The organism is Brevibacillus sp. GCM10020057, assembly GCF_042683565.1.
Taxonomy (GTDB): Bacteria; Bacillota; Bacilli; order Brevibacillales; family Brevibacillaceae; genus Brevibacillus.
In genome coordinates, this window is sequence record NZ_JBHUJW010000043.1 from 921,215 (window position 1) to 945,923 (window position 24,709).

Annotated in this window: 24 protein-coding genes; 2 read left to right on the top strand and 22 right to left on the bottom strand. The window is 55.7% G+C overall.

All coding sequences use genetic code 11. The features are described from left to right. Nucleotides 1-167 precede the first annotated feature (167 nt). The 7 genes from ACFSO0_RS18200 to ACFSO0_RS18230 all read right to left on the bottom strand — a co-directional run bounded on the left by ACFSO0_RS18200 (nt 168) and on the right by ACFSO0_RS18230 (nt 10,943). Nucleotides 168-2,318 carry a copper amine oxidase N-terminal domain-containing protein gene (locus ACFSO0_RS18200; RefSeq protein WP_376882699.1) on the bottom strand — a complete coding sequence of 717 codons (2,151 nt, stop codon included), beginning with the start codon at nt 2,316-2,318 and terminating at the stop codon, nt 168-170. 248 nt (nt 2,319-2,566) lie between these two features. Beyond that, entirely contained in the window at nt 2,567-3,910 is a 1,344-nt protein-coding gene (locus ACFSO0_RS18205) for a dihydrolipoamide acetyltransferase family protein (RefSeq protein ID WP_376882702.1), read from the bottom strand. Nucleotides 3,911-3,930: 20 nt separating this feature from the next. After that, nucleotides 3,931-4,914, bottom strand: coding sequence for an alpha-ketoacid dehydrogenase subunit beta (locus ACFSO0_RS18210; protein WP_376882705.1), 984 nt, complete (start codon nt 4,912-4,914; stop codon nt 3,931-3,933). A gap of 14 nt (nt 4,915-4,928) precedes the next feature. Further along, the gene (locus ACFSO0_RS18215; RefSeq protein ID WP_376882707.1) at nt 4,929-5,921 is read right to left on the bottom strand and encodes a thiamine pyrophosphate-dependent dehydrogenase E1 component subunit alpha; all 993 of its coding nucleotides are present in this window, start codon (nt 5,919-5,921) and stop codon (nt 4,929-4,931) included. 18 nt (nt 5,922-5,939) lie between these two features. After that, on the bottom strand, nt 5,940-7,361 hold the full coding sequence (gene lpdA / locus ACFSO0_RS18220; RefSeq protein ID WP_376882708.1) for a dihydrolipoyl dehydrogenase: 1,422 nt from the start codon (nt 7,359-7,361) through the stop codon (nt 5,940-5,942). Between the two features lie 184 nt (nt 7,362-7,545). Beyond that, the gene (locus tag ACFSO0_RS18225) at nt 7,546-8,637 is read right to left on the bottom strand and encodes a Glu/Leu/Phe/Val dehydrogenase dimerization domain-containing protein (RefSeq protein WP_376882710.1); all 1,092 of its coding nucleotides are present in this window, start codon (nt 8,635-8,637) and stop codon (nt 7,546-7,548) included. Nucleotides 8,638-8,873: 236 nt separating this feature from the next. After that, complete coding sequence (locus ACFSO0_RS18230) at nt 8,874-10,943, bottom strand: sigma 54-interacting transcriptional regulator (protein WP_376882713.1); 2,070 nt, start codon at nt 10,941-10,943, stop codon at nt 8,874-8,876. A gap of 175 nt (nt 10,944-11,118) precedes the next feature. Between ACFSO0_RS18230 and ACFSO0_RS18235 the strand changes: the two genes are divergently transcribed. Then, complete coding sequence (locus ACFSO0_RS18235; RefSeq protein ID WP_376882715.1) at nt 11,119-11,379, top strand: DUF2627 domain-containing protein; 261 nt, start codon at nt 11,119-11,121, stop codon at nt 11,377-11,379. Between the two features lie 11 nt (nt 11,380-11,390). Here ACFSO0_RS18235 and ACFSO0_RS18240 read toward each other — a convergent pair whose 3' ends face one another. The 8 genes from ACFSO0_RS18240 to ACFSO0_RS18275 form a co-directional block, all read right to left on the bottom strand. Next, nucleotides 11,391-12,308, bottom strand: a complete 918-nt coding sequence (locus ACFSO0_RS18240) for a UDP-N-acetylmuramyl pentapeptide phosphotransferase (RefSeq protein WP_376882717.1) — start codon at nt 12,306-12,308, stop codon at nt 11,391-11,393. Continuing rightward, nucleotides 12,287-12,982 (bottom strand): glycosyltransferase family 2 protein, encoded by a 696-nt coding sequence (locus tag ACFSO0_RS18245; RefSeq protein ID WP_376882720.1) that lies wholly within the window; start codon nt 12,980-12,982, stop codon nt 12,287-12,289. The genes ACFSO0_RS18240 and ACFSO0_RS18245 overlap by 22 nt, the downstream gene beginning before the upstream one ends. Then, nucleotides 12,969-13,532, bottom strand: a complete 564-nt coding sequence (locus tag ACFSO0_RS18250; protein WP_376882723.1) for a copper transporter — start codon at nt 13,530-13,532, stop codon at nt 12,969-12,971. The genes ACFSO0_RS18245 and ACFSO0_RS18250 overlap by 14 nt, the downstream gene beginning before the upstream one ends. 12 nt (nt 13,533-13,544) lie before the next feature. Then, nucleotides 13,545-14,663: a putative cytokinetic ring protein SteA gene (steA, locus tag ACFSO0_RS18255; RefSeq protein WP_376883263.1), complete on the bottom strand. Its 1,119-nt coding sequence runs from the start codon at nt 14,661-14,663 to the stop codon at nt 13,545-13,547. 215 nt (nt 14,664-14,878) lie between these two features. Next, nucleotides 14,879-15,055, bottom strand: a complete 177-nt coding sequence (locus ACFSO0_RS18260; protein ID WP_376882726.1) for a DUF2759 family protein — start codon at nt 15,053-15,055, stop codon at nt 14,879-14,881. A gap of 149 nt (nt 15,056-15,204) precedes the next feature. Continuing rightward, on the bottom strand, nt 15,205-15,981 hold the full coding sequence (locus ACFSO0_RS18265) for a class I SAM-dependent methyltransferase (protein ID WP_376882728.1): 777 nt from the start codon (nt 15,979-15,981) through the stop codon (nt 15,205-15,207). A 1-nt stretch (nt 15,982) separates the two neighbouring features. Further along, nucleotides 15,983-16,357, bottom strand: coding sequence for a VOC family protein (locus tag ACFSO0_RS18270; protein ID WP_376882732.1), 375 nt, complete (start codon nt 16,355-16,357; stop codon nt 15,983-15,985). Beyond that, a complete protein-coding gene (locus ACFSO0_RS18275) occupies nt 16,341-17,153 on the bottom strand; it encodes a class I SAM-dependent methyltransferase (RefSeq protein ID WP_376882734.1) in 813 nt (270 codons plus the stop codon). The genes ACFSO0_RS18270 and ACFSO0_RS18275 overlap by 17 nt, the downstream gene beginning before the upstream one ends. 100 nt (nt 17,154-17,253) lie before the next feature. On the opposite strand from ACFSO0_RS18275, the gene ACFSO0_RS18280 reads away from it, so the two are divergent. Continuing rightward, nucleotides 17,254-18,120, top strand: coding sequence for a LysR family transcriptional regulator (locus ACFSO0_RS18280; protein ID WP_376882736.1), 867 nt, complete (start codon nt 17,254-17,256; stop codon nt 18,118-18,120). Here the strand turns inward: ACFSO0_RS18280 and ACFSO0_RS18285 are convergent. The 7 genes from ACFSO0_RS18285 to ahrC all read right to left on the bottom strand — a co-directional run bounded on the left by ACFSO0_RS18285 (nt 18,117) and on the right by ahrC (nt 24,707). Beyond that, nucleotides 18,117-18,980: a metallophosphoesterase gene (locus ACFSO0_RS18285; protein WP_376882738.1), complete on the bottom strand. Its 864-nt coding sequence runs from the start codon at nt 18,978-18,980 to the stop codon at nt 18,117-18,119. The genes ACFSO0_RS18280 and ACFSO0_RS18285 overlap by 4 nt on opposite strands. 3 nt (nt 18,981-18,983) lie before the next feature. Continuing rightward, nucleotides 18,984-19,550 carry a beta-class carbonic anhydrase gene (locus ACFSO0_RS18290; RefSeq protein ID WP_376882741.1) on the bottom strand — a complete coding sequence of 189 codons (567 nt, stop codon included), beginning with the start codon at nt 19,548-19,550 and terminating at the stop codon, nt 18,984-18,986. Between the two features lie 53 nt (nt 19,551-19,603). Then, entirely contained in the window at nt 19,604-19,825 is a 222-nt protein-coding gene (locus tag ACFSO0_RS18295) for a hypothetical protein (RefSeq protein WP_376882743.1), read from the bottom strand. 186 nt (nt 19,826-20,011) lie between these two features. Then, entirely contained in the window at nt 20,012-20,800 is a 789-nt protein-coding gene (gene spo0A, locus ACFSO0_RS18300) for a sporulation transcription factor Spo0A (protein WP_376882746.1), read from the bottom strand. A 263-nt stretch (nt 20,801-21,063) separates the two neighbouring features. After that, nucleotides 21,064-22,401: a SpoIVB peptidase gene (gene spoIVB, locus ACFSO0_RS18305; protein WP_376882749.1), complete on the bottom strand. Its 1,338-nt coding sequence runs from the start codon at nt 22,399-22,401 to the stop codon at nt 21,064-21,066. A gap of 115 nt (nt 22,402-22,516) precedes the next feature. Continuing rightward, nucleotides 22,517-24,241 (bottom strand): DNA repair protein RecN, encoded by a 1,725-nt coding sequence (gene recN / locus ACFSO0_RS18310; protein ID WP_376882751.1) that lies wholly within the window; start codon nt 24,239-24,241, stop codon nt 22,517-22,519. Nucleotides 24,242-24,257: 16 nt separating this feature from the next. After that, nucleotides 24,258-24,707 carry a transcriptional regulator AhrC/ArgR gene (ahrC, locus tag ACFSO0_RS18315; RefSeq protein WP_376882753.1) on the bottom strand — a complete coding sequence of 150 codons (450 nt, stop codon included), beginning with the start codon at nt 24,705-24,707 and terminating at the stop codon, nt 24,258-24,260. Nucleotides 24,708-24,709: the final 2 nt, after the last annotated feature.

Consider the following 24,709-nt stretch of genomic DNA (forward strand, 5'->3'; position numbering starts at 1 on the left):
GAAAGGAGGATCAATGAGGTGAAGCAATCCTTGATTGCCAAAATTTTCATCGGCATTCTTGTTCTCTCTCTGATTGTTCCGATGTTTTTCTACTTTCAATAACGGTGGAAATAAAAACATCCCCCTTGCCGCACTGGCTAGGGGGATTCTTTGTGGCTTGGCGCAGATTAACGGTATACGTATACGCTGGAAGTTTTGGCATCCCAGCCGACTTTATAGCCAAGGTTGTCCGTCACAAACCGGACCGGAATCATCGGCATGCCCTCTTTCAAGACGACTGGAGCAGGAAGTGTCACTTCCTGGCTTCCGATTCGCGCTTTGTTGGAGCCGACCGAGAATTTCAACACTTTCGTTCCGCTGATGATCGCAACGGACTGGTTGTTCCATTGGGTAGTCAGCGCCAGTGCTTCCTTGAAGAATTGCGCTGGAACCATGGTCGTGTTGCCTCCTGCGAGGTAAGGCGCCACTTGCAGCGGATATGACTTGCCGTGCAGGGTGAACGACTTCGCATTTACTTTAAACAACGCAGCATTCGCCGGTACCGCCGCGGAAGGCTGTGCTGGCGTCGTTGGTTGAACTGGCGCCGGAGTCGCTGGCTGTGCCGGGGCAGGCATGCCTACGCCGACAGCACGGGCGAATTGCAGCCCTTTCTCCTCGGAAGTATATACGCTGATGCTGTATGCGTTTTTCACGGTCGGGTTCACGATATTCGCGGTCGCCGCGATGGCCACGTTGGCAGCTGTAGCGGCAGGAATGTCCTGGGACGGATACACCAGCACGTTTTGTCCGCGGACAGCCACGTAGTTGGCCGCTACGCCGTTTACGCTGATGCTGGTCGGAGCGATATACGCAGGCACTTTATAGCCTGCCGGGAATACCAGCTCGATAAAGTCGCGCTGCTTCGCCAGCCCGACACCCAAGCCTTTGATCGCGACATTGACACCGGTCGTCTGGCCGAGCGCCGTGTTCGTCAAGGTGATGGTAGCCGTGCTGTTATTGACGACTTGTCCTGGCGTCGGAGTCGAAGGAGCAGGTGTCGTTGGCGTCGTCGGAGTCACGGTACCGCCGCCGATCGAGAACGCTTTGGAAGTAATCGTCTTGCCGTCCACCGTCGCTTTCAGCGTGTAGGAACCAGCCGTTTTCGGGTTGGTGATCCAGGCTGTGTAGGCCACCACTACTTTCACATTGCTATCTGCGCTGAAATTGCTCGGAGTCGTGATGTATACCTTGTTGCCCAGGGCACCCACTTTTTTCGGCGTTTTGCCGTTGACCGTAAAGTCGGATGGACTCAGAATCATCGGAACCATCTCGGCCGATGGGAACTCGATGATCAAATCAGAATCCGCCTGCAATTTTTTATTGCCGAAATCCGTTTCAAATGTATAGCTGGAGCGTGCTCCTGCAGTCGGATCGGACAAGTTCACGGTATAGTCCCCGTTTACCGTCGACGTACTGGAGCTCGATTTTGTGATGTCGAACGATTCGGACTCGTATGTAGTTCCGTCGTATTTCACCTTGAAGGTGTAATCATCTGCCTTTTCCGGGTTGGTGATGCCGGCGGATTTCAGGAATTCCAGGTCGAGGTAGTCGTCCCCGTCAGCACCGTTTGGCACTTTGATAGTCACTTCATCGCCGTCTACATCGACGGATTTGGCTGTATTCCCGTTTACTTTGACATCGGATTCGTCGATGCTGCTTGGAAGCATATCTTCGTCCGGGAAAATGACAGTGATGGTTTTCCCCGCTTCCAGCTTGTCTTTGCCATCGAGGTCAAAGTCGCCCAGCTCTATGGAAACCTTTTCACCTGCTACTTGACTGCTCAACGATACGTCAAACTCATCGCTAGAACTGCTATCGTCTTCCTGGATGTCGACCTCGTCGTATTTAAACGTATTCTCTGAGGAGGTTTTCACGCCGACCTCGTATGTGTCCTCATCGTCCGGATTCGTAATGCCGTCCGAAATGGTGATCTCAAGGTCCTCTCCCTTATCGATCGGCTCGTCCAGCGTGATGATGATTTCGTTGCCATCCACCTCTACGTCATCGATGTCGTATCCGTCAATTTCCACGTCAGAGTCGTCGATAGAGTCGTCGACGTCGTAAGCGGAGTCAAACTTGATCGTGATCGTATCCCCTTCATCGAGGTCCTTGCCTGTCGTAAACTCAATCGTGTATTCGCTGTCTTCTCCAGCCGTTTCATCATCCGCCGTCACAGTCACGCTCGACAGCGCGCTGGCTTGCTGCGGAACAACCACCAAAGGAGTAGCTGCCAGTGCAGAAGCAAGCACAATCGGCAATGCTTTTTTGCTCTTTTCCATGTTTTTCCTCCCACATTGACCCAAAGTCAATAACTTTCTCTATTAGCAGAACGCTACCAGTTTACCATAAATGCTTTCTGCTGGAAATCTGTTCTGCGGAAAATAATAGACTCCCTGCCTACATTCGGTTAGACGCAGCGATTCGGCAAAAAGTTACATCAGTTTCTAGGAGCGGCAAAAAATTTTTTCGTTTTTCGCCGCCCAAAATAGAAAAGGCCAGACCTGTAAAAGCGTCTGACCTCGAATTTCTAGTACAGCTTGGTATCTGGCCCGATCGACTCCAGCTTCTGCTTGACGCTCTGCAGGAAACGTCCGCAAATAAGTCCGTCGAGTACGCGGTGATCCAGCGACATGCACAGATTGACCATGGAACGGATCGCGATCATGTCGTTGATGACCACAGGGCGTTTCACAATGGACTCGACACTGAGAATCGCCGCCTGCGGCGAATTGATAATCGGCTGGGACTGGATCGACCCGAAAGAACCGGTGTTGTTTACGGTGAACGTGCCGCCTGTCATGTCCTCCATCGTCAGCTTGCCTGCACGGGTGCGGGCAGCCAGATCATCCACAGCTTTCGCAATGCCAAGGATCGACTTCTGGTCGGCGTCCTTGATGACCGGTACGTACAGGGCGTCTTCTGTCGACACCGCGATGGAGATGTTGATGTTTTTCCTGACGATGATCTTGTCTCCGGCCCATGTGGAGTTGATCATCGGATATTCTTTGAGCGCCTCTACCGCCGCCTTGATGAAGAACGGCAGGAACGTCAGGTTGATTCCTTCCTTGCGGGCGAACTCGCCTTTTACCTGGTTGCGGAAGTTGACCAGATTGGTCACGTCCACCTCGACCATCGTCCAGGCATGCGGCGCCTCGTGCTTGCTTTGGACCATCCGGCTGGCAATCGTGCGGCGAACCGGCGTAACCGGGATGATCTGATCGCCGGTACCGGCTGTGACTGCTGGCGAAGCTGCCGATGCAGCTGGCGCGCTGGGGGCGGAGGCAGCCGCAGGTTGTGCTTCTGCCGAGGCAGGCACAACTGGCGCTGGTTGCTCGGCTGCTGCCGGTTGCACAGCGGACAGCTGTTGTCCGCCAGCGTCGATGATCGCCTGCACGTCTCTTCTCGTCACGCGACCACCCGCACCTGTTCCTGTCACGCGGGACAGGTCGATGCCATGCTCCTGAGACAAGGCCAACACGGCAGGAGAATAGCGCTGCTTTCCTGCATGCTGTGCAGGAGCGGCCACCTTCGCCGCTGCCTGGTTCGACTGCTGGGGCCCCGCTTGCACAGCGGCCGCCGGAGCAGCTGCGGCTGGTGCTTCTGGCTGTGCTGCCGGAGCATCTCCCGCTTCTGCACCTTCCTCAATGTACAAAATCAACGCGCCGACTGCGACCGTCTCGCCTTCCGGAACGACGATTTCAGTGACACGGCCCGAGACAGTGGAAGGGACCTCTGCGTTTACTTTATCCGTTGTCACTTCTGCCAGCGGGTCGTATTTTTTGACGGTATCTCCTACTTTGACCAGCCATTTGCTGATCGTGCCCTCCGTTACACTCTCACCGAGTTGGGGCATTAGCACTTTCGTTGCCATGATCAAAGGTCCTCCTCGCCTTAAAAGTTGGCCAATTCCCGCATCGCTTCCAGCACTTTATCCGGGTTCAGCATAAAGAATTTTTCCATTGGCGGGCTGTACGGCATAGCCGGTACATCAGGACCACACAGGCGCTTGATCGGCGCATCGAGGTCAAACAGACACTGCTCGGCAATGATCGCTGCAACTTCGCCGCCGACGCCGCCTTCTTTGTTGTCTTCGTGCACGATCAGCACTTTTCCGGTCTTGGAGGCAGCTTCCGCGATTGCCTCCTTGTCCAGCGGGTACAGCGTGCGCAGGTCGAGGACGTGCGCGCTGATGCCTTCCTGCGCCAGCTTTTCCGCTGCCTGCAGGCAGAAGTGCAGCGTCAGTCCGTACGAAATGACCGTGATGTCCGTCCCTTCCCGTTTCACGTCTGCCTTGCCGATCGGCAGGACGTAATCGTGTTCGGGCACTTCGCCTTTAATCAGGCGGTAGCAGCGTTTATGTTCAAAAAAGAGCACCGGATCGTCGTCGCGGATCGCTGCCTTGAGCAGCCCTTTTGCGTCGTACGGCGTGGACGGCGCCACGACTTTCAGACCGGGAACGTTCGTAAACATCGCTTCTACCGATTGCGAGTGGTAGAGCGCGCCGTGCACGCCGCCCCCGAAAGGCGCGCGGATCGTGATCGGGCAGTTCCAGTCGTTGTTGGAGCGATAGCGCATTTTCGCCGCTTCGCTGACGATCTGGTTCACGGCCGGCATGATGAAATCAGCGAACTGGATTTCCGCGATCGGGCGCATGCCGTAAGCTGCCGCACCAATCCCCACGCCGACGATCGCCGATTCTGCAAGCGGCGTGTCGATTACGCGCTCCTCGCCAAACTCCTCAATCAATCCCACGGTGGCGCGAAACACACCGCCGCGCACGCCGACGTCTTCACCGAGCACAAAAACATTAGGATCGCGACGCATTTCTTCCCGCATCGCCATCGTAATCGCATCAATAAACGAAATGACCGCCATCTGGCTCCCCCCCTTTATTTCCCGTATACGTGTGTCAGCGTAGATTCCGGCGTCGGATACGGCGCATTCTCTGCATATTCCGTCGCTTCGTCCACTTCCAGCTGCACGCGCGCCAGCATATCTTTTTCCGTACTTTCGTCAAGCAAGCCGACTTCCCGCAAATAAGCGGCGAACACGATCAACGGGTCGTTCTTTTTCGCTTCCTCGACTTCTTCACGCGTCCGGTACACACGGTCGTCATCGTCGCTGGAGTGTGGAACCAGCCGGTACACCACGGCTTCGATCAAGGTTGGACCTTCACCTCTGCGGGCGCGCTCGACCGCTTCTTTCATGACGCGGTACACTTCGATCGGATCGTTGCCATCCACGCTCACGCCCTGGAAGCCGTATCCGATGGCACGGTCTGCCACGCTTTCGCAGGCGAGCTGCTTTTTCAGCGGCACCGAGATCGCGTACTTGTTGTTTTCGCAGAAGAAGATGACTGGCAGCTTGTGCACCCCGGCAAAGTTCGCCCCTTCGTGGAAATCACCCTGGTTGCTGGAGCCTTCGCCGAAAGAAGCGTAGACGACGAAATCCTTTTGCTGCATTTTCCCTGCCAAGGCCATCCCGACCGCATGCGGGACCTGGGTCGTCACCGGCGAGGAACCGGTCAAAATGTTGTATTTTTTTCCGCCGAAGTGGCCAGGCATCTGACGCCCGCCGCTGTTCGGATCTTCTACTTTCGCAAAAGCGGACAGCATGCAGTCGCGGGCCGTCTGTCCGAATACCAGTACCAGTCCGAGGTCACGATAGTACGGGCACAAGTAATCTTTCCCGACTTCCAGGGCGAAGGCGGCTCCTACCTGTGCTGCCTCCTGCCCCTGGCAGGAAATCACGAACGGAACTTTCCCCGCACGGTTCAGCAGCCACTGGCGCTCGTCAATTTTACGCGCGAGCAGCATGTAATAATACATGTCGAGCACTTGCGCGTCCGTCAAACCTACTTGTTCATGACGCTTGGTTGTCATCGTCGGTTCCCCTCCTCGCTAATTGTGAATCGCTTTTCCATCAACGGCCAATGCCGCTTCCATCAACGCTTCCGACAGCGTCGGGTGAGGGTGGATCGTCGTGCCGATCTCCCACGGTGTCGCATCGAGCACGCGCGCCAGACCTGCTTCCGAAATCATGTCGGTTACATGCGGCCCGATCATATGAACACCGAGCAAATCGTTCGTTCTGGCATCCACGACGACTTTGACAAAACCGTCGTTTTCACCGTGTACCAACGCTTTCCCCAACGGCTTGAAGCTGAATTTGCCGACCTTGACATCGAACCCTTGTTCCTTCGCTTCCTTTTCCGTCAGGCCGACGTTCGCCACTTCCGGACGGCTGTACGTGCACTTCGGTACTTTCGTGTAGTCCATCGGATGCGGCTGAAGTCCAGCCATGTGCTCCACCGCCAGAATGCCTTCATGGGCAGCCACGTGCGCCAGTTGCAAGCCGCCGATGACATCCCCGATCGCGTAGATGTGCGATTCGGCTGTCTGAAAATGTTCGTTGACGACTACAACGCCGCGCTCGACCTTGATCTCGGTCGCCTCCAGCCCGATGTTTTCCACATTCGCTTGCCGGCCGACGGATACGAGCACCTTTTGCGCTTCAAAGGACAGCACGCCGCTTCCCGTCTCTGCCTGAAGCATGACGCGCCCTTCCCCTTTTTCCAGCGATTCGGGCAGTACCTTGGCCGACGTGACGATGTTGACTTTGCGTTTTTTCAAGAGGCGGGTCAGCTCTTTGCTCACTTCTTCATCTTCCAACGGCAGGATGCGATCCGCGTATTCCACGACTGTGACCTCCACCCCAAAATCATTCAGCATGGACGCCCATTCGATGCCGATTACACCGCCGCCCACGATGATGACCGACTCGGGCAGCTGCTCCCATTGCAAGGCTTCGTCGCTGGTCACGACGTACGAGCCGTCAATGACGAGTCCCGGCAACGTGCGCGGGCGCGATCCAGTCGCAAGCAAAAGGAAGCGCGGGACGATGATCTCCTGGTCCCCGTTTTCCTTTTCGATGCGCACAGCGCCTGCCTGCGGCGAAAAGATGGATGGGCCCATGACGCGGCCAAAGCCTTCAAAGACGGTGATGCTGCCTTTTTTCATCAGATACTGGACCCCTTTGTGCAGCTGCTCGATGATGCCTTGCTTCCGTTCCTGGATCTTGGCGAAATCGTAGCCGACTTCTCCCGCGATCACCCCGTATTTGTCGCTTTCTTTCAGCGTGGCAAACACTTCGGCGCTGCGCAACAGCGCCTTGGACGGAATGCAGCCGCGGTGCAGACATGTCCCGCCCAGCTTTTCCTTTTCCACGATCGCCACCTTCATCCCGAGCTGGGAGGCGCGAATCGCCGCTACATAGCCCCCGGTTCCCCCGCCCAAAACGACCAGATCAAACTCTTGAGACATATTCGATCTCTCCCTTCCTTACGAAAACCTCCAGCGAAATACCACGAGGATGGGCGACCGGTCATTTGGACTCTCCATCACATGGTTTCAAGCGAATACGAATATTCAAAGAACGATGCGCATGCACATCCCCTTAGCCGCGAGCCTGTGCGCACGGCCAAAGGGGGCTGGCAAGCTTTGCTACCTAGCGATGATAAACAGTCTTGCCGTTTTGCAGGAAAGTATTACGCGATTTGGCCACGCTGGCAATTCTCTCTTCCGCCATGCGGTCCGCAGCCTGGTAGGAAGCCATGCCGTCGCGCTCGGCGATCTCGAATACTTTGAGGATATTGTCGTAGATCGTCTCGACTTTTTTCAGGGCGCGCTCGCGGTTGTAGCCTTGCAGCTCGTCAGCCACGTTGATAACACCGCCCGCATTGATGACATAGTCTGGCGCGTAAATGATGCCCATGTTGTGGATTTGGTCGCCATGCCGCTCTTCTTTCAGCTGGTTGTTGGCGGCACCTGCGATCACTTTTGCTTTCAGCAGCGGAATCGTGTCGTCGTTGATGACAGCACCCAGCGCGCACGGAGAGAAAATGTCGCACTCGACGCCGAAGATTTCGTTCACGCCCACTGCTTTTGCTCCGAAGTCATTCACGGCGCGGTTGACGTTCTCTTCGTTGATGTCGGTGACGATCAGGTGAGCGCCTTCCTCATGCAGGTGACGGCACAGGTTGTAGGCGACGTTCCCTACCCCTTGGACAGCTACGACACGTCCGGAGAGATCATCGGAGCCGAATGCGAGCTTGGCAGCTGCTTTCATCCCGCGGTAGACGCCGTAAGCCGTTACCGGCGACGGATTGCCGCTGGAACCAAACGCTGGCGATACTCCTGTCACGTAGTCTGTTTCCAGGTGGATCATATCCATGTCGGCAACAGTCGTACCCACGTCTTCTGCCGTGATATAGCGACCGTTCAGCCCTTGGATGTAGCGGCCGAACGCGCGGAACAGCTCTTCGCTCTTGTGCTTGCGCGGATCGCCGATGATGACGGCTTTTCCGCCGCCGATGTTGAGGCCTGCTGCCGCATTTTTGTATGTCATCCCGCGTCCGAGACGCAGTACGTCGATGATTGCTTCTTCTTCGGTTTTGTACGGCCACATGCGCGTACCGCCGAGCGCCGGGCCGAGTGTCGTATCATGAATGCATATAATGGCTTTCAAACCGGAATTTGCGTCCTGACAAAAAACCAGTTGTTCGTAGTCGTACTTTTGCATGTAATCAAAGATGTTCACTGAAGTGACCTCCCTAGTCTCGATCGTTGTCATCGTTGTTGTTCGTGGATGTTTCACATGGGACCATTTTGATGATTCCCAGTGCATGAGGTATTGCAAAAGTCATGCCAATACATCCACCCATATGAAAGCGCTTTATTTTCCTCCACATCCACAAAATCTCCGGTTTGTCTAGCGTGCATTTTTTTGCACAAACACGCAAAGTATTGCATGCAAACTTTTGCACATTTGTCCGCTCAATCTTGCTGTTCATCCGTCAACCCGAGCTTTTCCAGCTTGTAGTACAGGCTGCGAATGGAAATGTCCAGCCGCTTGGCCGCCAAGGTGCGATTGCCCCCCGCCGCCTTCAGCTCGCGCAAAATATGCTCTCGCTCCGCCTCTTCCATCGCTTGCTTTAACGTCTTGCCCGTCGTTTGGAACGCTTTTTTCGGCGTGTTCTCGCTGGCGGCCAGCCTTCGCTCCAGCGGGGGAAGGTACTGCGGCAAAATGATGCGCTCGTTGATCCGCATGTGGATCATGGCTCTGCCCAGCACGTTTTCCAGTTCGCGCACATTTCCCGGCCAATGGTAGGACAGCAAAATTTGCAGGGCCTGCTCGTCAATGTCTTCCACATTGCGCCCGTACTCGAGGTTGTACTTGCGCAGCAGGTGCATGGCCAGCGGCTTGATGTCTTCCCGCCGCTGCCGAAGCGGAGGGATCTGGATGGGGACGACATGCAGGCGGTAGTACAAATCTTCACGGAACCTGCCGGCGCTGATTGCCGATTCCAGATTGACATGGGTAGCCGTGATGACGCGCACGTCGATCGGGATCGGGTTCGTCCCGCCGACACGGACGACTTCCCGCTCCTGCAATACGCGAAGAAGCATGACTTGCATGCTCATGGACAGCTCGCCGATTTCGTCGAGAAAGATCGTTCCACCGCTCGCCTCTTCAAACAGGCCGCGCTTGCCGCCTCTGCGGGCACCCGTAAACGCGCCTTCTTCGTAGCCGAACAGCTCGCTCTCCAGCAGGCTTTCGGAAATGGCCGCACAGTTGACGCGGATAAACTGCTTGTATTTGCGTTCGCTCGCGTTGTGGATCGCATGGGCAAACAACTCCTTGCCCGTTCCTGACTCTCCCCGCAGCAAAACCGTCGCGGGTGTCAACGCCGCCTGCTGGGCCTGCTCGATCGCCGTGCGCATCGGCTCGCTGTACCCGATAATATCTGCAAAGCTGTATTTCGCCTCCAGCGTGCGAATAATACGGCGCGCCTTTTCCAGTTCTTCTGTCAGTTGTTTGAACTCGGACACGTCGTGGATGACCCCGACGCTGCCCTTCAGTTCGCCGTCGACCATGACAGGCGCCACGTTGACGACGACATCCTTGCGCTTGGGACCGAGCTTCATCGGCACGCCCCGGACGGCCTTTTTCGTCTTCAGCACTTGCATATGCATACTTTCGCCCTCGGATATGTCCACCGTGGCAGGCTTGCCGATGATATCGTCCTGTGTCAGCCCCGTGATCCTCGTATACGCCGGGTTGATCAACAGTCCGTTTCCATTTTTGTCCACCACGGAGATTGCCTCGTCCGACGAGTCGATAATCGCCTGGAGCATGCTTTGCAGCTCCTTTAAATTCGTCACTTCTTCCGCGAGCGCCATGATCTCCGTAATGTCGCGGAAAATCGCGACGGCGCCGACGACTTCGCCCCGTTCATTGCGGACGGGCACCCGGTTGGTAATGATGCGCGTCTGGTTGGGCAGGATCTGTTCCTGGTTCAGTTCAGGCGACCCCGTCTCCAATACAATATGTAACCGAGTGTTGGGTATACGCTGTGTGACGTTGGTGCCCAGCACTTCGCTCGCTTCTATGCCCATCAAACGTTCGGCTGCCTTGTTGAACAGCGTGATGACGCCTTGCCGATTCACCCCGATGATCGCATCGTGGGTGGAGTTGAGCATCGTTTCCCGTTCCCGTTCATTTTGCGTCAGGACAGCAATCAGCTTGTCGCGCTCGCGGATCAGCTTCATGACGATGCGCGTTAATGTCCCGGGGATGAGCACGGTGTTTTCCCGTTTCAGATGGCGCAAATGCTTGTACTCCCCCAAATCTCCTGTCGCTTCCAAAATTACGTCCAGATCGTCGGTCAAGTACGGGCGGTAATCGATGTCTGTCTTGATGCCAAAGGAGCGCGCCAATTCGAGCCCAGGGGCGTCCGGGCGGTGATCAATGACGGCCACGATCTCGATCCTCTCCATTCGGTGCAGCATGCGCAGCAGAGCGCTTCCGCCCCGTCCGGCACCAACGATGAGCAGCTTGTGCATGTGTGCCCCCTCACTTTTTGCAATCATACTCGTTACCATTGTACTCGAATGGTTCGGGGTTGGACAGGAACAGTTGTCTAGCGTGCGCTCGCTCGTGTGTCGCTCGCTTATGGACAAGCCCGTGCGCTTTCGCTATGATGAAGGGTGTGATGAGAATGAAAGGTGTGAATCACCCTTGGTAGTGCAAAAGCTGATCGCCCTTCTGATTATGGTGATTCCGGCGGCAATCGCCATGTACGGAATCAAACTGATCCGGGATGCGCTCTTTTACTCCACTGCCCCCGACGTGAGCTTCCTGTGGGGCAAGCTGATTGCCGGCATTTTATGCTTTGCCATTCCCGTACTGTTTATCGGGGGCTTCATCCTGCACCATGACCGCAAAAAAAATCGGGTTCAGCCGCGTTTCATGATCCCCGATCCAGACGAAGACGAGTAGACCAGGACGGTTCATCCGCCTGGTTCTTCTATTGTTTCCGCTTCTTTTGCTCTGCCCCACCTGTCCAGCCAGTCGAGCCAACCGCAGCGCTCAATCAGCGCCGAGATGGAGACGAACTCGGCCAAGATGTGTACGCCGATGAGCAGGAGCAGGATGGTCATCTGAAGCGACAGCGGCGTTCCCACGACGAACGAGTAGCCTGCACAAAACCCGAGCGTATTGGAGCCTGTATCCCCCAACATGACGCGCCCGCAGGCATCGTGGGAAAAAGACAGGCAAGTGGCCATGAGCAGAGGAATCTGCCACACTGCGTGCGCGTACAGATACTCTGTGCCAGTAAGGCTGTAGCCGATGCCAAGTGCGATCAGCTCCAGCAGCCAAAATACCTTGATCGCCCGTGCCGGACGCAGGTCAAACAGGTTGAGGGCATTTGCGGAAATGGCAAGCAGGCAGGCAGCAGGCAGCCACTCCCCGATCCGCAGGGGTCCCGGTGCCAACAAGGCAAGAGCGATCACAGCCGACGTTCCGCTCACGCCCCACAGCTTCCGCATGCCGCTCGTCACTCTGCCTTCCCGCAACAGCATCCCGAAATGACCCCGAAACCCTTTCGCAAGCTTGTCCAGCGAGCAGTCGTCCTGCCATCCCCAAAAGGCGACGGCGATCATCCCGATCCCCAGCAATGCGCCTTCTCTCCAAGTGGTGGCATCGACTCCAACCGCGCCCAGGTAAAGCAGCATGGCCGCGAGCGAGAGCGCTGCAGAGCAGACGATTACCGTTCCTCCTGCCGTCAGCACTTGTCTGCCGCGGTAGTTCGTCCGATGCATCCCCCGCTCCCGCAGCTTTTTGCACACGGCGGCAAACAGCGGGCGATGGATCACAGCAGGCAGAAGGAGACCGATTGCTGCCGCTACAAGCCGCTGCGTGTCCACAGACATCCCTCCCACCACTTCCGGCAGAGTGCGCGGCCAATCGCCACGAACTCTTTCCCCCGATGGCAATATCCTGACAGATCGTTTCCTGTCTCCCGATGCGTGAACCGAACGGGAACTTCCATGACTCTGTAACCTGCCCGCAAGGCATCGACCGTCAAGCCGACTTCGACGCCGAAGCCTTTATCGAGCTTGCCCGTTCGCTGCAAAATTTCCCTGCGGACCGCACGCTGCCCGGACAGAGGAGCGGCCGCTTCAAATCCCGTCAACCAGCGAATGCCGTGACGGGCCAATCCTTTTGCCAGGCTCAACCCCGCTTTTGTCTTCGGAGGCGGGAGCACGGCCACCGCCATATCACAGACCCCTTCGATCACGGGCGTCAAAAGATGGGCGGCCTCTGCGGCACTCTCCCGCAAGTCGCCGTCGAGCAGCAGCACGACTTCACCTGACGCTTGCCGCCAGCCCGTTTGCAGAGCCGCCCCTTTTCCCCGGTTCACAGGCAGGGAAATGACGAGATCCGCCCATTTCTTCGCCAGCTCCCCGGTCCCGTCGTCGCTGCCGTCGTCGACCACGATCAGCTCGTGACAAAAAAAGCGTTCACGGATCGCGCGCAGCGTGGCGCCAATCGCCTCTGCCTCATTGTAAGCCGGAATGACTGCGCTAACCTTTTTCACGGTCCACCCTCATCTCCGTCAGCAATTTTTGCACCTTCTCCAGCAACGCCCACTGCTTGGCCGGGGAATCAGGAACTTGCTCTACCAGCAGCCAGTGGCGCGGTCCTTCCAGCCCCTCCACCCACGACGGTTTTTCATGGGAGAAGATGAGCAGCAGTCCATTGCCCTTTTCCAGCGAAGCCCCCTTCTCGTAAGGAAGCACGTCTACGCCGACCGAAGACAGCAAGCGCTGGAGAGGCGCCATCTTCAGGTCCGGCTGGTGCCAGATGTACACCTTGCTGCCCGACAAGTCCGGGGAGTAGCGCATCGCCATCAAATGGATGACTTCCTCGTTGCTGCGCTCGACCTCCATGAGCAGCCGGTTCATTTGCTGTTTGAGTTCGTTGTTGCTTTTCAGCGCTTTGTCATATTTCGCTTCCATCTTGGCCAGCACTTCCTGTTCGCCGACTGCAAACCAGTTGTGTCCAGCCATGCCTCCCAGCAAAATTCCAACGCCAAGCGCGACAAAAACTGCCGTCAGCGACAGCAGGTGGTACCGAAAGTGGATCATGTGTGCCGCCTCCTAAAATGACCACGTGCGCCACTGCGTCCACAGCATTTGCGCGGCGTGGCGGGCTACGGGGTTGATCGCGAGCGCTGCTGTGATCGGGGTAAGCATGGCCGCTACACACCACCCCCAAAGCTTCCACGACCAGCGCGGCTGATAGAGTTGGTTCACCCCTTTGGCGTCGATCAGCTTCGTCCCGATCCTGGTGCGGACAAGCAGTGTGCTCGCCATCCCTTTGCGCCCTTTTTCCAGAAAATCAATCATGCTGGTGTGCGTGCCGATCGTCACGATCAGCTCAGCGTTTTTTTCAAAAGCGAGCAGCATGGCGACATCTTCGCTCGTGCCTGGAGCCGGTAGCACATGACAGTCCAGACCGAGCCGCTCGACGCGCTCCTTGCCCGGTGCTCTCCCGTCGGAAAATGCGTGCACGACGATTTCTGCGCCGCACAGGAGCGCTTTATCCGTGACGCTATCCATGTCGCCGACGATGAGATCCGGTTTGTACCCGTTCTGCATGAGCGCATCGGCTCCGCCGTCCACGCCGATGAGCACCGGGCGATATTCCCGTATGTACGAATGAAGCGTCTGCAGGTCCTCCCGGTAATGCTTGCCCCTGACAACGACGATCACGTGGCGGTTGTCCATTTTCGTCCGCAGGTCCAGGGAACATAACGGCTTCAGGAACAAATCCTTTTCCTGGAGCGCGTACTGGAGGGTATTGTCAATAAAGCGGGAAAGAGTCTCGTCGAGCGCGTCGGTTGCCTGCCGCCACTTCGCCTGTACCTGTTCCTCGGTCACGCTCTGCAAAGGAATGACGCGCGAGTCCCCCGCAGCGGAATACACGTGCAGGCAGCCGTTCACGATCCATGCCCGGCAGCCATCCAGCTCGTCTGTCAGCTTGGGGGCGGACCATTCAGCAGGTATTTCATACAGGGCCACACCGGCAGAAAGAAGCTTGCGCGCCCCTTCTGCCGGATAGAGCCCGGTCATGTAAGGGGAAAGATTGATGACTGCCTGCACGCCTGTGTCCAGCAAGGCAAGGGCAGCCATTTCGTCTACATCCGGATGGTCGATGAGCGCGATGTGGTCACAGCCTAGCCGTTTGCATAGTTGCTTGGTCCGGCGATCCGCCATGATGATCGCCGAACGCGATTGGGCACCACGGTTTTTTTGCCTGTTCACCTGCTCCACCTCCGCCCATAGTATGCTAAAAATTCCCTTCTTTCATGCGCCGGAGAACTGGAAAAAGTCTTCCGCGGCAGGGCTGCGTACACACCGGATTGAAGCGAAAATAAGAAAAAGAGGCTGCGCCATCATGCGCAACCTCTTCTTAATCCATGTGAAAATGACTACGCGCCTTTCGTTGCGTAATAAATAATCAAACCGTCGGCAAACAGGAATACCAGCAAGGAAATGATACCGAAACCGATTGCAAATTTGTTTTTCGCCTTGAACGAATTGATACAGCCCCAAGCAATGAAAATCGTAAAGATGAACATGAGGAAATCAAACAAAACCACTTTCATGAATATGACAACTCCTTTACCAAGATGAAACGAACCGGAATACAATGGCAATTCCATTATATAGCCTTGCCAATTATGAAACAAGCATATCCAAATTTGTGACAAACGATTTCACAATTTGCGCGAAGGCCGGTTTTCTTTATTGTTCCTCAAGCTTTCGCACCTATCCAGATCGTCCAGTGGTCTTGTTCCTCGATCGTTTGTTGTTGCGCCATCTTTTCACCGATTCGCACCACAAGCGTACGGAGTTGTTCGTCGTCCAGCTCGTGCAGGATCGAACGCCCTGTTCGCGCCAACAAATCGGCCTTCAGCTCCGCCCATTGTCCATACCTCCGTCGCACTTCCCACAACGGCTTTGTCTCGATCTGGACGAAGCCGCATTTCTGCAGCGCCTCCCGTACTTTCGCATCCTTGGGCCGTCTTTTCGCTTCTTTTTCCAGCAGATGCGGAAACTGCTCCAGGAAGTAGCCGCGAAAATGCGTGGGGGAAGGCGGCATCAGCACATCTTCCATCGTCCGGTCCTGAATGATGAGGACGCCCCCCGGCGCAAGCAACCGCCATGCTTCCTCGACGAACGGCTCCAGCTCGAGCAGGTGATGCACCAGGGCGCGGGCGAATACGACATCTGCGCTGCTGTCCGGCAGACCCGTGGCGTGTGCGGCCCTGCGCAAAAAGGTAATGCGTTTCTCCTCGCGGCAATTGTCCCTGGCCGCTTTCAGCATCACCTCGGAGAAATCGACGCCAATCACCGACTCCGCTCCCATATCCGCCCACGCCTTGCTGTAGATGCCTCCTCCACACCCGGCGTCGACCACTCTTTTTCCTCGGGGATCGAGGATGGACTGCATCGCCTGGCGCCAGGTTTCATCGGCTGTCCGGCCTATGTACGCGCTTTGGTTTTCTTCTGCATGGAAGTCGATACCCACGTCATTTCACCTCCATGAACTCCAGTCGGTTGCCAAACGGGTCTTCCGCAAAAAAGCGGATCACTCCCGGAATCTCGTCATCGATGCGGTAGGCGACGCCATGCTCCTGCAAATGCTCCATCAGACGCTCGATGTGGTGTACCAGAAATGCCGGGTGTGCTTTTTTGGCCGGCTGGAAGCTGTTCTCTACGCCGACGTGGATCATCTGCGGTCCGCACTGAAACCATGCCCCTCCGCGCACTTGCAGCTTCTCCGGCTTTGGCACTTCCGTCATTCCCAGCAGCTCTCCAAAAAAGCGGCGCGCCTCCACTTCGCAGCCCGGCGGCGCAGCAAGCTGTACATGGTCAATGCCCTTCCATTCAAATGTATGCTTCATGTGTCGAATCTCTTTTCGTTTTTTCGGCGAGCACCATCCACTCCTCGATCTGGTGGGTGGTTACACGGCCCTCTTCTACTTTCAAGTCCAAATATTCTTTCTGTCTGGCAGTCGCGGTGAGCAGGGCGTTTTCCACGCTTTTCTCCTGCTCCCTGGACTCGGATGTGCGCTTCACCCACTCGGGAAACGCGAATTTTTTGACCCGGTGCCGTTGCATTCTGCCGGTCAGGCCATGCCGGGCAAAAAGGTTGCGCCATTCTTCGGGAGACAGGCAGCGGACATGGCTGGGATCGCGCAATTGTTCGATCCGGTTCATAAACTCCGCCAGATCGGGGTCATCTGGCGCGACATTATCAATGAACAGGAACCGTCCGCCCGGCCGCAGCACACGGCTCACTTCGCGGATAAATGCTTCCGGGTCCGGAAAGTGGTGCGCGGCGATCCGGCAGGTGACTGCATCAAAAGATTCATCCAGAAATGGCAGCGCCTCTGCATCCGCCTGTACATACAGGATGCGCTCTGCTTTGGCCATGCGATTCGCACGGCTCGCCGCCTCGAGCATCGGCCTTGTCAGGTCCGTTGCCACGACCAGCTCTACGTGCGCGGACAGCTTGCGCGCCACATGCCCTCCTCCCGTCGCAATGTCGAGAACAACCCACTCTTCGGCAGGCTGCAGCCAGTTCACCAGCATGTCCAAATCGTCCCCTTTGGCATGAATCGCGCTCGTGACATACTCTTCCGCATTTCTACCGAATTGTGCCTGAGCCTCCTTTTTGACCTCTTCTTTCTTTCTCATTCAGAACACCTCCTGCCACTATCATATTCCAATCTTCTCCGGCTTTGTTATAGAATGTTGCTAACAAGGTATCGACTTCATCGATAAGGAGCAAAAGGAAATGGACAAAGAAAGCCTCGAAATCTTTTTGACGATCGCTCGGTACGGCTCGATCAATCGCGCGGCACAGGCTCTGTTTCTCGCACAATCTACCGTCACGCACCGCCTGAAGCAGTTGGAGCGGCAAATCGCCACCGATTTGTTCATCCGCACCGCATCGGGGGTCACGCTCACGGCAGAAGGGCGGCGGCTGCTCCCCATCGCGGCCAACATCGTGGAACAGATGCGCGCTTTTACCGAGCAAAAGGAACAGCGCCAGTCGATGAGCATCGTAGCCGGGAAAGCATTCGTCGTCTATGAGCTGCCCCGCCTGCTCGGACAGTACCGGCAATCTCACCCGAAGTTCACCTGTTACGTCCGTTCGGCTCTATACGAGGAATCGCTAAGCGCCCTGTTGACCGGGACCGCGGATATCGCCTTCCTTGGCAGCGAGATGTACCACCCGCATATTTACCAGGAGTTTTTGCCCAGCGACCGCATTCTCCTGGTCACGCACCCGTCGCATCCGTGGGCTAATGGCTTTCCGGGTTTTCACGCATGGGGGATGGAGGAAATGATCGTCTTTGGTAATCATACCGCCCCGTATCGTCAGCGGATCGACCGCTTTCTCGCCCAGCAAGGGGTTTTTCCCAACGTCATCATGGAGCTGGACAGCTTCAGCAGCGTCAAAAAAATGGTCGAACAAAAGCTGGGGATCGCCATGCTCCCGGAGCGCACGATCCAGGAGGAGCTGGCTGCCGGAACCCTCGTCGCGCACGACATCGCAGAAGGACAGTTGCTGCGTCCCACCCTCATCGCCTATTTGCATCCAAAAAAAGAGGACGAAGCGTTTCAGCAATTCGTCCAGTGGATCAAGGAAAACTATTAGGTGAGAGTCAATACCGTAATTTCCGGCCGGCAGCAGAAACGAATCGGCAGTATCGTCGTCCCGATCCCTCGCGTCGTATACACCTGCATGCCGCTTCCTTCGATCCGGTACAGCCCTTGCACATACTTTTGCGACAGCTTGGGCGTCAGGACCGCACCGAGCCACGGAATCCGTACCTGCCCGCCGTGACTGTGGCCGGACAGTTGCAAGCGAATCGGATAGGCGGCCGCTTCATCGGCAAAATCCGGTTCGTGCGCAAGCAATATGACAGTCTCGCCTGCCGGGATCTCCGCGACCGCTCGTTTTACGTCTGGAGCGCCGAGCAAAACATCATCGACACCCGCCAAATACAAGCGGCCGCCCTGTTTTTCCAGACGGACATGCCGGTTGTCCAACACCGCGAACCCCGCTTCGCTCCAAGCCTCCCGTACGACTCTCTGCTCTCCCGCCCGGTAATCGTGGTTGCCCAGCACGGCGAACTTGCCAAGGGGCGCGTCCAGTTGACGAAGAATCTGGGCCGCCCCCGGCACCAGGCGGGTGCTCTCGTCCACGAGATCGCCGGTAAAGCAGATCAGGTCCGGCTTCTCCTGCCTGATCACATCGACGACGCGCTGTACATCCTCCAGCCCGCTGTAGTGACCGAGGTGCAGGTCGCTGAAATGAACGAGCCTCGTCCCGCGAAACGGCTCCGGCAAGTCCGGCACGGTGAGCGGAATGCGCGTGACTTCGATCCATTTCCGTTCCCAGCCGTAGCCGTACAGTCCGGACAGCAACCCTAGACCAACCAGTCGGCCTGCCAAGACGAGAGCTTGCTGCAAAAACGATCTCCGGGTGACCGTCGTCAGATTTGGATCACTCATTGCTTACTCGTTCCCGTATCCGTTGACCACTACGTCGAGCTTTCCTGTTACCGGATCGATCAGCAAGCCATGTACCGGTACATCGGGTGGCAGCAGCGGGTGATTTTTGATTGTCTGCACGCTCTTTTTCACACTTTCTTCTACGCAGGAAAAGCCGTGCAACCATTGATGCAGATTGATGCCTGCATGCTGCAGTATGGTGAACGTCTGCGACGATACTCCCTGCTCCAGCATTTTCTTCATGGTGCGGTTGCTGTCAATGGCACTCATCCCGCAGTCGTAGTGGCCCACCACTATGACTTCTGCAGCGTCGAGCTCGTAGATCGCGACCAGAATACTTCGCATGATACTCCCGAACGGATGGGAGACAATCGCCCCGGCGCTTTTCACATGTTTGATGTCTCCGTTTCGCATGTTCATCGCTTTCGGAAGCAACTCCTCCAGGCGCGTATCCATGCAGGAGAGCACCACCAGGCGTTTATCAGGAAATTTGGTCGTTTGGTATTTTTCATATTCTTTATTTTCCACAAATTGCCGGTTGAATGTCAGAATCTCATCCAGGTTGCGCATGCAGCAACACCCTCCTTGCTCTTTATTCTCTAATTGGTTTAGGTGTATGTTTATTATTTTACATTACTATTGTTTCGTCTCCCAAAGAATGAAAATCCTACTACGGCGATCCCCGACAGCCAATAAAATCGACTTCTATCCTCCAGAAAAACAAAGGTCAGAAAATCCATGGTGGATGCCCACGGTTTAAACGGATATACAAAAAGCACCGGGATCAGTCCATAAACGAGCAGGGCTCCCCCAATTATTAGCAGAACCTGATTTCCTGCTCTCATCTTCTATCCCTCCCTATTCACTATCATAAGGAAAAAGACTGAATATTTTACCTATGTGCTCGGAATTAAGTTTATCGATCTTCCACCTCTCAAAAAAATAAAAGTACCCAATAAACCCATAAGATTTATTGGGTGAGCTATTTTAAGTTCACTTGGTGTATCCAGCGAACCCGCTTCTTTCTTACTCTAACTAATCTTCGCCTCAATCCGCAGCTTGTCCGCGACCATAGCGATGAACTCCGAGTTGGTCGGCTTCGCCTTGGTGTTGGAGATGGTGTAGCCAAACAGGCTGGAGATGGAGTCCAGGTTGCCGCGGGACCATGCTACCTCGATGGCGTGGCGGATGGCCCGCTCTACGCGGCTTGCGGTCGTGTTGAACTTTTTGGCGATGTCCGGGTACAGGACCTTCGTGATCGAGCCGAGCAGCTCGACGTCGTTGTACACCATGGTGATCGCTTCGCGCAAATACAAATAGCCTTTGATGTGGGCCGGCACGCCGATTTCGTGGATGATGCTGGTGATGCTGGCGTCCAGATTGCGGCCTCTCACTGACAGAGAATTTTGCTGTTTTACCGGTGACACGATGGATGATGCCGGCTTGGTCGTAATCATTTGGCGAATGCGCTGGGCCAGAACTTCCATGTCAAACGGCTTGAGGATGTAGTAAGCAGCACCCAGTTCAACCGCTTTTTTCGTGATTTCTTCCTGTCCGAAGGCAGTCAACATAATGATTTTCGGCTGCGGAGACAACCGCATGGCCTGAATTTGTTCCAGCACGGCGAGTCCATCCAGGTGCGGCATAATAATATCCAATATTAAAACATCGGGAACACGTTCCTGGAGCAATCTCATTACTTCATTGCCGTTGTAGGCTACGCCAACGACATCCATATCGTACTGGCTGCTAATGTAGTCTTCCAGCAGGTTTACAAATTCGCGGTTATCATCTGCCAACAATACTTCAATCTTGCTCAAAGTCGTTCCTCCTAACAATGGACGGTCTTTTGAAGAAGGTGGCATCCCAGAAGTTTCTGAATTGATACGGATAAGTCCCAGCCATCTTTTCACTGTTAAAATTTATTCGACGATCTGGTATCCTTTCCTGCCAATGACGAAAGATTGAATGATTTCACTGATATTTCGACAAAGAATGCAATTATTTGCCATGGCCGGCCGCATCTCGGTTGAACGCCGAACAAGCCGTCTCGCTCGCGCGCGCGACGGCTCGTCTCTGTCATTCAGGCAGCTTTCACATGCAAAGCTTGCGTTTGCGGTTCTGAACTGCGCAAGTTGATCCCCGCATCCTGCAGCATCCATTCGATATAACAGCCGTAGCCGGATGTCGGATCGTTGACGAATACGTGCGTCACTGCCCCTACGATTTTTCCCTTTTGAATGATGGGGCTGCCGCTCATCCCTTGAACAATACCGCCTGTCTTTTCCAGCAGACGCTTGTCCGTCACTTTGATAATCATGCCTTTGGTGGCAGGAAAATGCTGCTTGATGACATTGGCAATTTCAATATCGAACTCTTCCACTTTTTGCCCGTTCACCACTGTCAATATTTTGGCGGGACCCTCCTCTACCTGTTCAGCGAGGGCTACGGGCAACGGTTCGTCGTAAAAGCTGCGTTTCGGCTCCTCTTTCATCTTGCCGAAAATGCCGAATGGCGTGTTTTTGGTGATACTTCCCAGCACTTCGCTCTCATTGTAAAAGCGGGCGAACTTCTCGCCGGGATTGCCGCTCTGACCTTTTTCTATGGATGTCACACTGGCTTGTACGATTTGTCCATCCCCGACGACAATCGCCTGACCCGTATCTACGTCGGAAATGACATGTCCCAACGCACCAAATGCTTTGGATTTCGGATCGTAAAAAGTGAGTGTGCCGACACCTGCTGCCGAGTCGCGGATGTACAAGCCCATCCGGTACTCGTTGTCCCGCTTGTCCTTTGCAGGGTGCAGCGTCAGGGTCAGCTTTTCTTTCCCGCGCACGACGAGCAGCTGCACCGGATGATTGTTTTTCCCTGCTTCGTTAATCAGCTTTTTTACGTCATTCATGTCGTTAATGTACAGATCATTCATCTTCACAATCATGTCGCCCACATGCACGCCAGACTGTTCACCGGGGGAATACTTCTTCTTGCCGTCGTCCACCAGATGGTGACCGACGACCAGGACACCTGCCGTCTGCAGTTTGACGCCAATGGACTGACCGCCGGGATACAGCCGCAGGTCGGGCAGCACGTCGACTTTGACAGCAGTCAGCGGGATGTTGCGCCACTTCAGTTGCAATTGCGCTTGCCCTGCCCGGAGCGGCTCGACGGACATCGGCTTGCTCAAATCAACGGACACTTCACGCGCCTTCGTCCCATTGACGTGCAAAATGTCAGGATTGCTGTTGACAAGAGTGCCCATTACTGGTACGGAGACGCGCAACTGTTTCAGGGACCCTTCCGTCATGCGAAGCTCATGGGGAAAGGATGACAGATCGCGGAACGGGGTGGAACTCACGACGAGCGCCGTGATGAGGAGAAGGAAACTTCCCATCCATTTTCTTTTGTTCTGTCGGATCACCAGCAATCACTCCTACCGTTCCCTACCTACACCTATGTGACACCTCCACCTTGTGTACCTTTAATGTTGCCCCTGCGGATGCGGATTATGTCAGGAAAAAAAGACTGCCAACCGTCTAGTTGGCAGCCTTCCTCCCGATTCCGAGCGCAATCATCTCGCGGGCATGTTCTTTTGTTTTTGCCGTGACTTCGGCCCCGCCAAGCATGCGGGCCAGCTCCATTACCCGCTCGTCATCTGACAGCCTGGTCACCGTCGTCATGGTCTCGTGCTCGCTCATTTCCTTTTTAATGAGGAAGTGGGCGTCTGCCATGGAGGCAACCTGCGGCAAATGGGTGATGCAGAGCACTTGCCGCTGCGCACCTACTTTTGCGAGCTTCTCCGCAATGGCCTGGGCTGCCCGACCGCTGACACCCGTATCCACTTCGTCAAAGATAAGCGTCTCCACCTGGTCCGTCCCTGCGAGAATCGTCTTGATGGCCAGCATCACGCGGGAAAGCTCTCCGCCAGATGCGATTTTCGCCAGCGGCCGCAGCGGCTCGCCCGGGTTCGGAGAGATGAGAAACTCGATCTGATCCATCCCGTTGGCATCGAAGAGACGCTTGACGCCTTCGATCTCTACGCCGTCCTCGTCCGGCGTCTGCCGCACATCGATGGCGAAGCGGGCGCGCTCCATGTGCAGTTCCTTGAGCTGCTGCTCGATCTCCACGGCGAGCTTCTGCGCGCATTCCTGGCGGATGACGGACAGCTCGAGCGCTTCCACTGCCAAATCGGCAGCCAGCCCGGCCAGCTTGTCCTGAACCTGCTGCAACCGGTCTTCGTAATGGTGCATGTCATCCAGCTCATCCTGGATCGTGGCCGCGTATTCGAGGATGTCATCTACGCTCTTGCCGTACTTGCGCTTCAAGGTCTGGATCTGATCCAGCCTGCTCTCGACTTCTGCCAGCTGGGCAGGCTCGAAGTCCATCTGGTAGGAAAGATGGCGCAGCTGGTGGACGACATCCTCGATCTGGTAGTAGGCGTTCTGGACCGTCTCGAGGATGGGGGCGAGCTGTTCTTCGTAGCCTGCGACGCGCTCCAGCTCACCCATGGCGTGCCCCAGCCAGTCCATCCCCCTCTGATCCCCGTACAGGGAACGGTACGCATCCTGAATGGCGGAATAAACCTTCTCGATGTTCATCCACTTTTTGCGCTGTTGCAGCAGCTTTTCGTCCTCGCCCGGCGTGAGGGCCGCCGCTTCAATCTCATCCAGCTGATACTGCAACAGATCAATCCGTTGCACCAGCTCTCTTTCGTTGCGGGCCATCCGCTCCAGGTCCTGCTTCGTTTTGCGAAACGCGGCATACAGCCTGGTATACTCGGCCTTGGCACTGCCCAGCGCGGATTCTCCGTACGCATCCAGCCAGTTGATGTGCTTGTCCGACTGCATGAGCATATGCGTGTCATGCTGGCCATGAACCGTTACCAGCCAAGGTCCCAGCTCGCGCAGCATGGCAAGGGTAACCATTTGTCCGTTCAGGCGAATGATGCTCTTTCCCTGATTGGATATATCCCTTCGCACCACCAGCATGCCATCCTGCTCGACTTGGACGCCGACGCTCTCGCACACTGCCAGCGCCGGATGCCCTGCAGGCAGCTCGAACAGCCCTTCTACTTCCGCGCGCGCTTCTCCGTACCGGACAAAGTCGGCAGAAGCCCTGCCGCCAAGAAGCAGCCCAAGCGCATCGATGATAATCGATTTCCCCGCTCCTGTCTCACCCGTGAGGATATTGAGTCCTTTTTGAAAGGAGATTGTAACCGATTTGATAATGGCAAAATTCCGAATGGACAGTTCCATTAGCATGGCAAAGCAACCACCTTTACAGCATTTCCTTCAAGCGTTTTGTCACTTCATCGGTATTCTCCCTGGAGCGGCAAATGATCAGGATCGTGTTGTCGCCGCTGATCGTGCCCATAATTTCTTCCCAGGGCAGGTTGTCGATCAGCTCGGCTACCGCATTTGCGTGTCCGGAAAGAGTTTTCAGCACGATAAAGTGATCGGCTTGATCGATGCTCATGAACGAATCGACCAGCATTCGTTTCAGTTTTTGCAGTGGATTGAACTTTTGCTCGGTCGGTACGGAATATTTGTAGCGGCCATCTGGCAGCGGCACCTTAACCAGATGCAACTCCTTGATATCGCGGGAAACCGTTGCTTGCGTCACGTGAAAACCTGCCGCCCGCAAACGCTCCACCAGCTCATCCTGGGTCTCCACCTCGTTATTGCTGATGATTTCCTTGATCCGGATATGTCGTTGCCCTTTGTTCATAG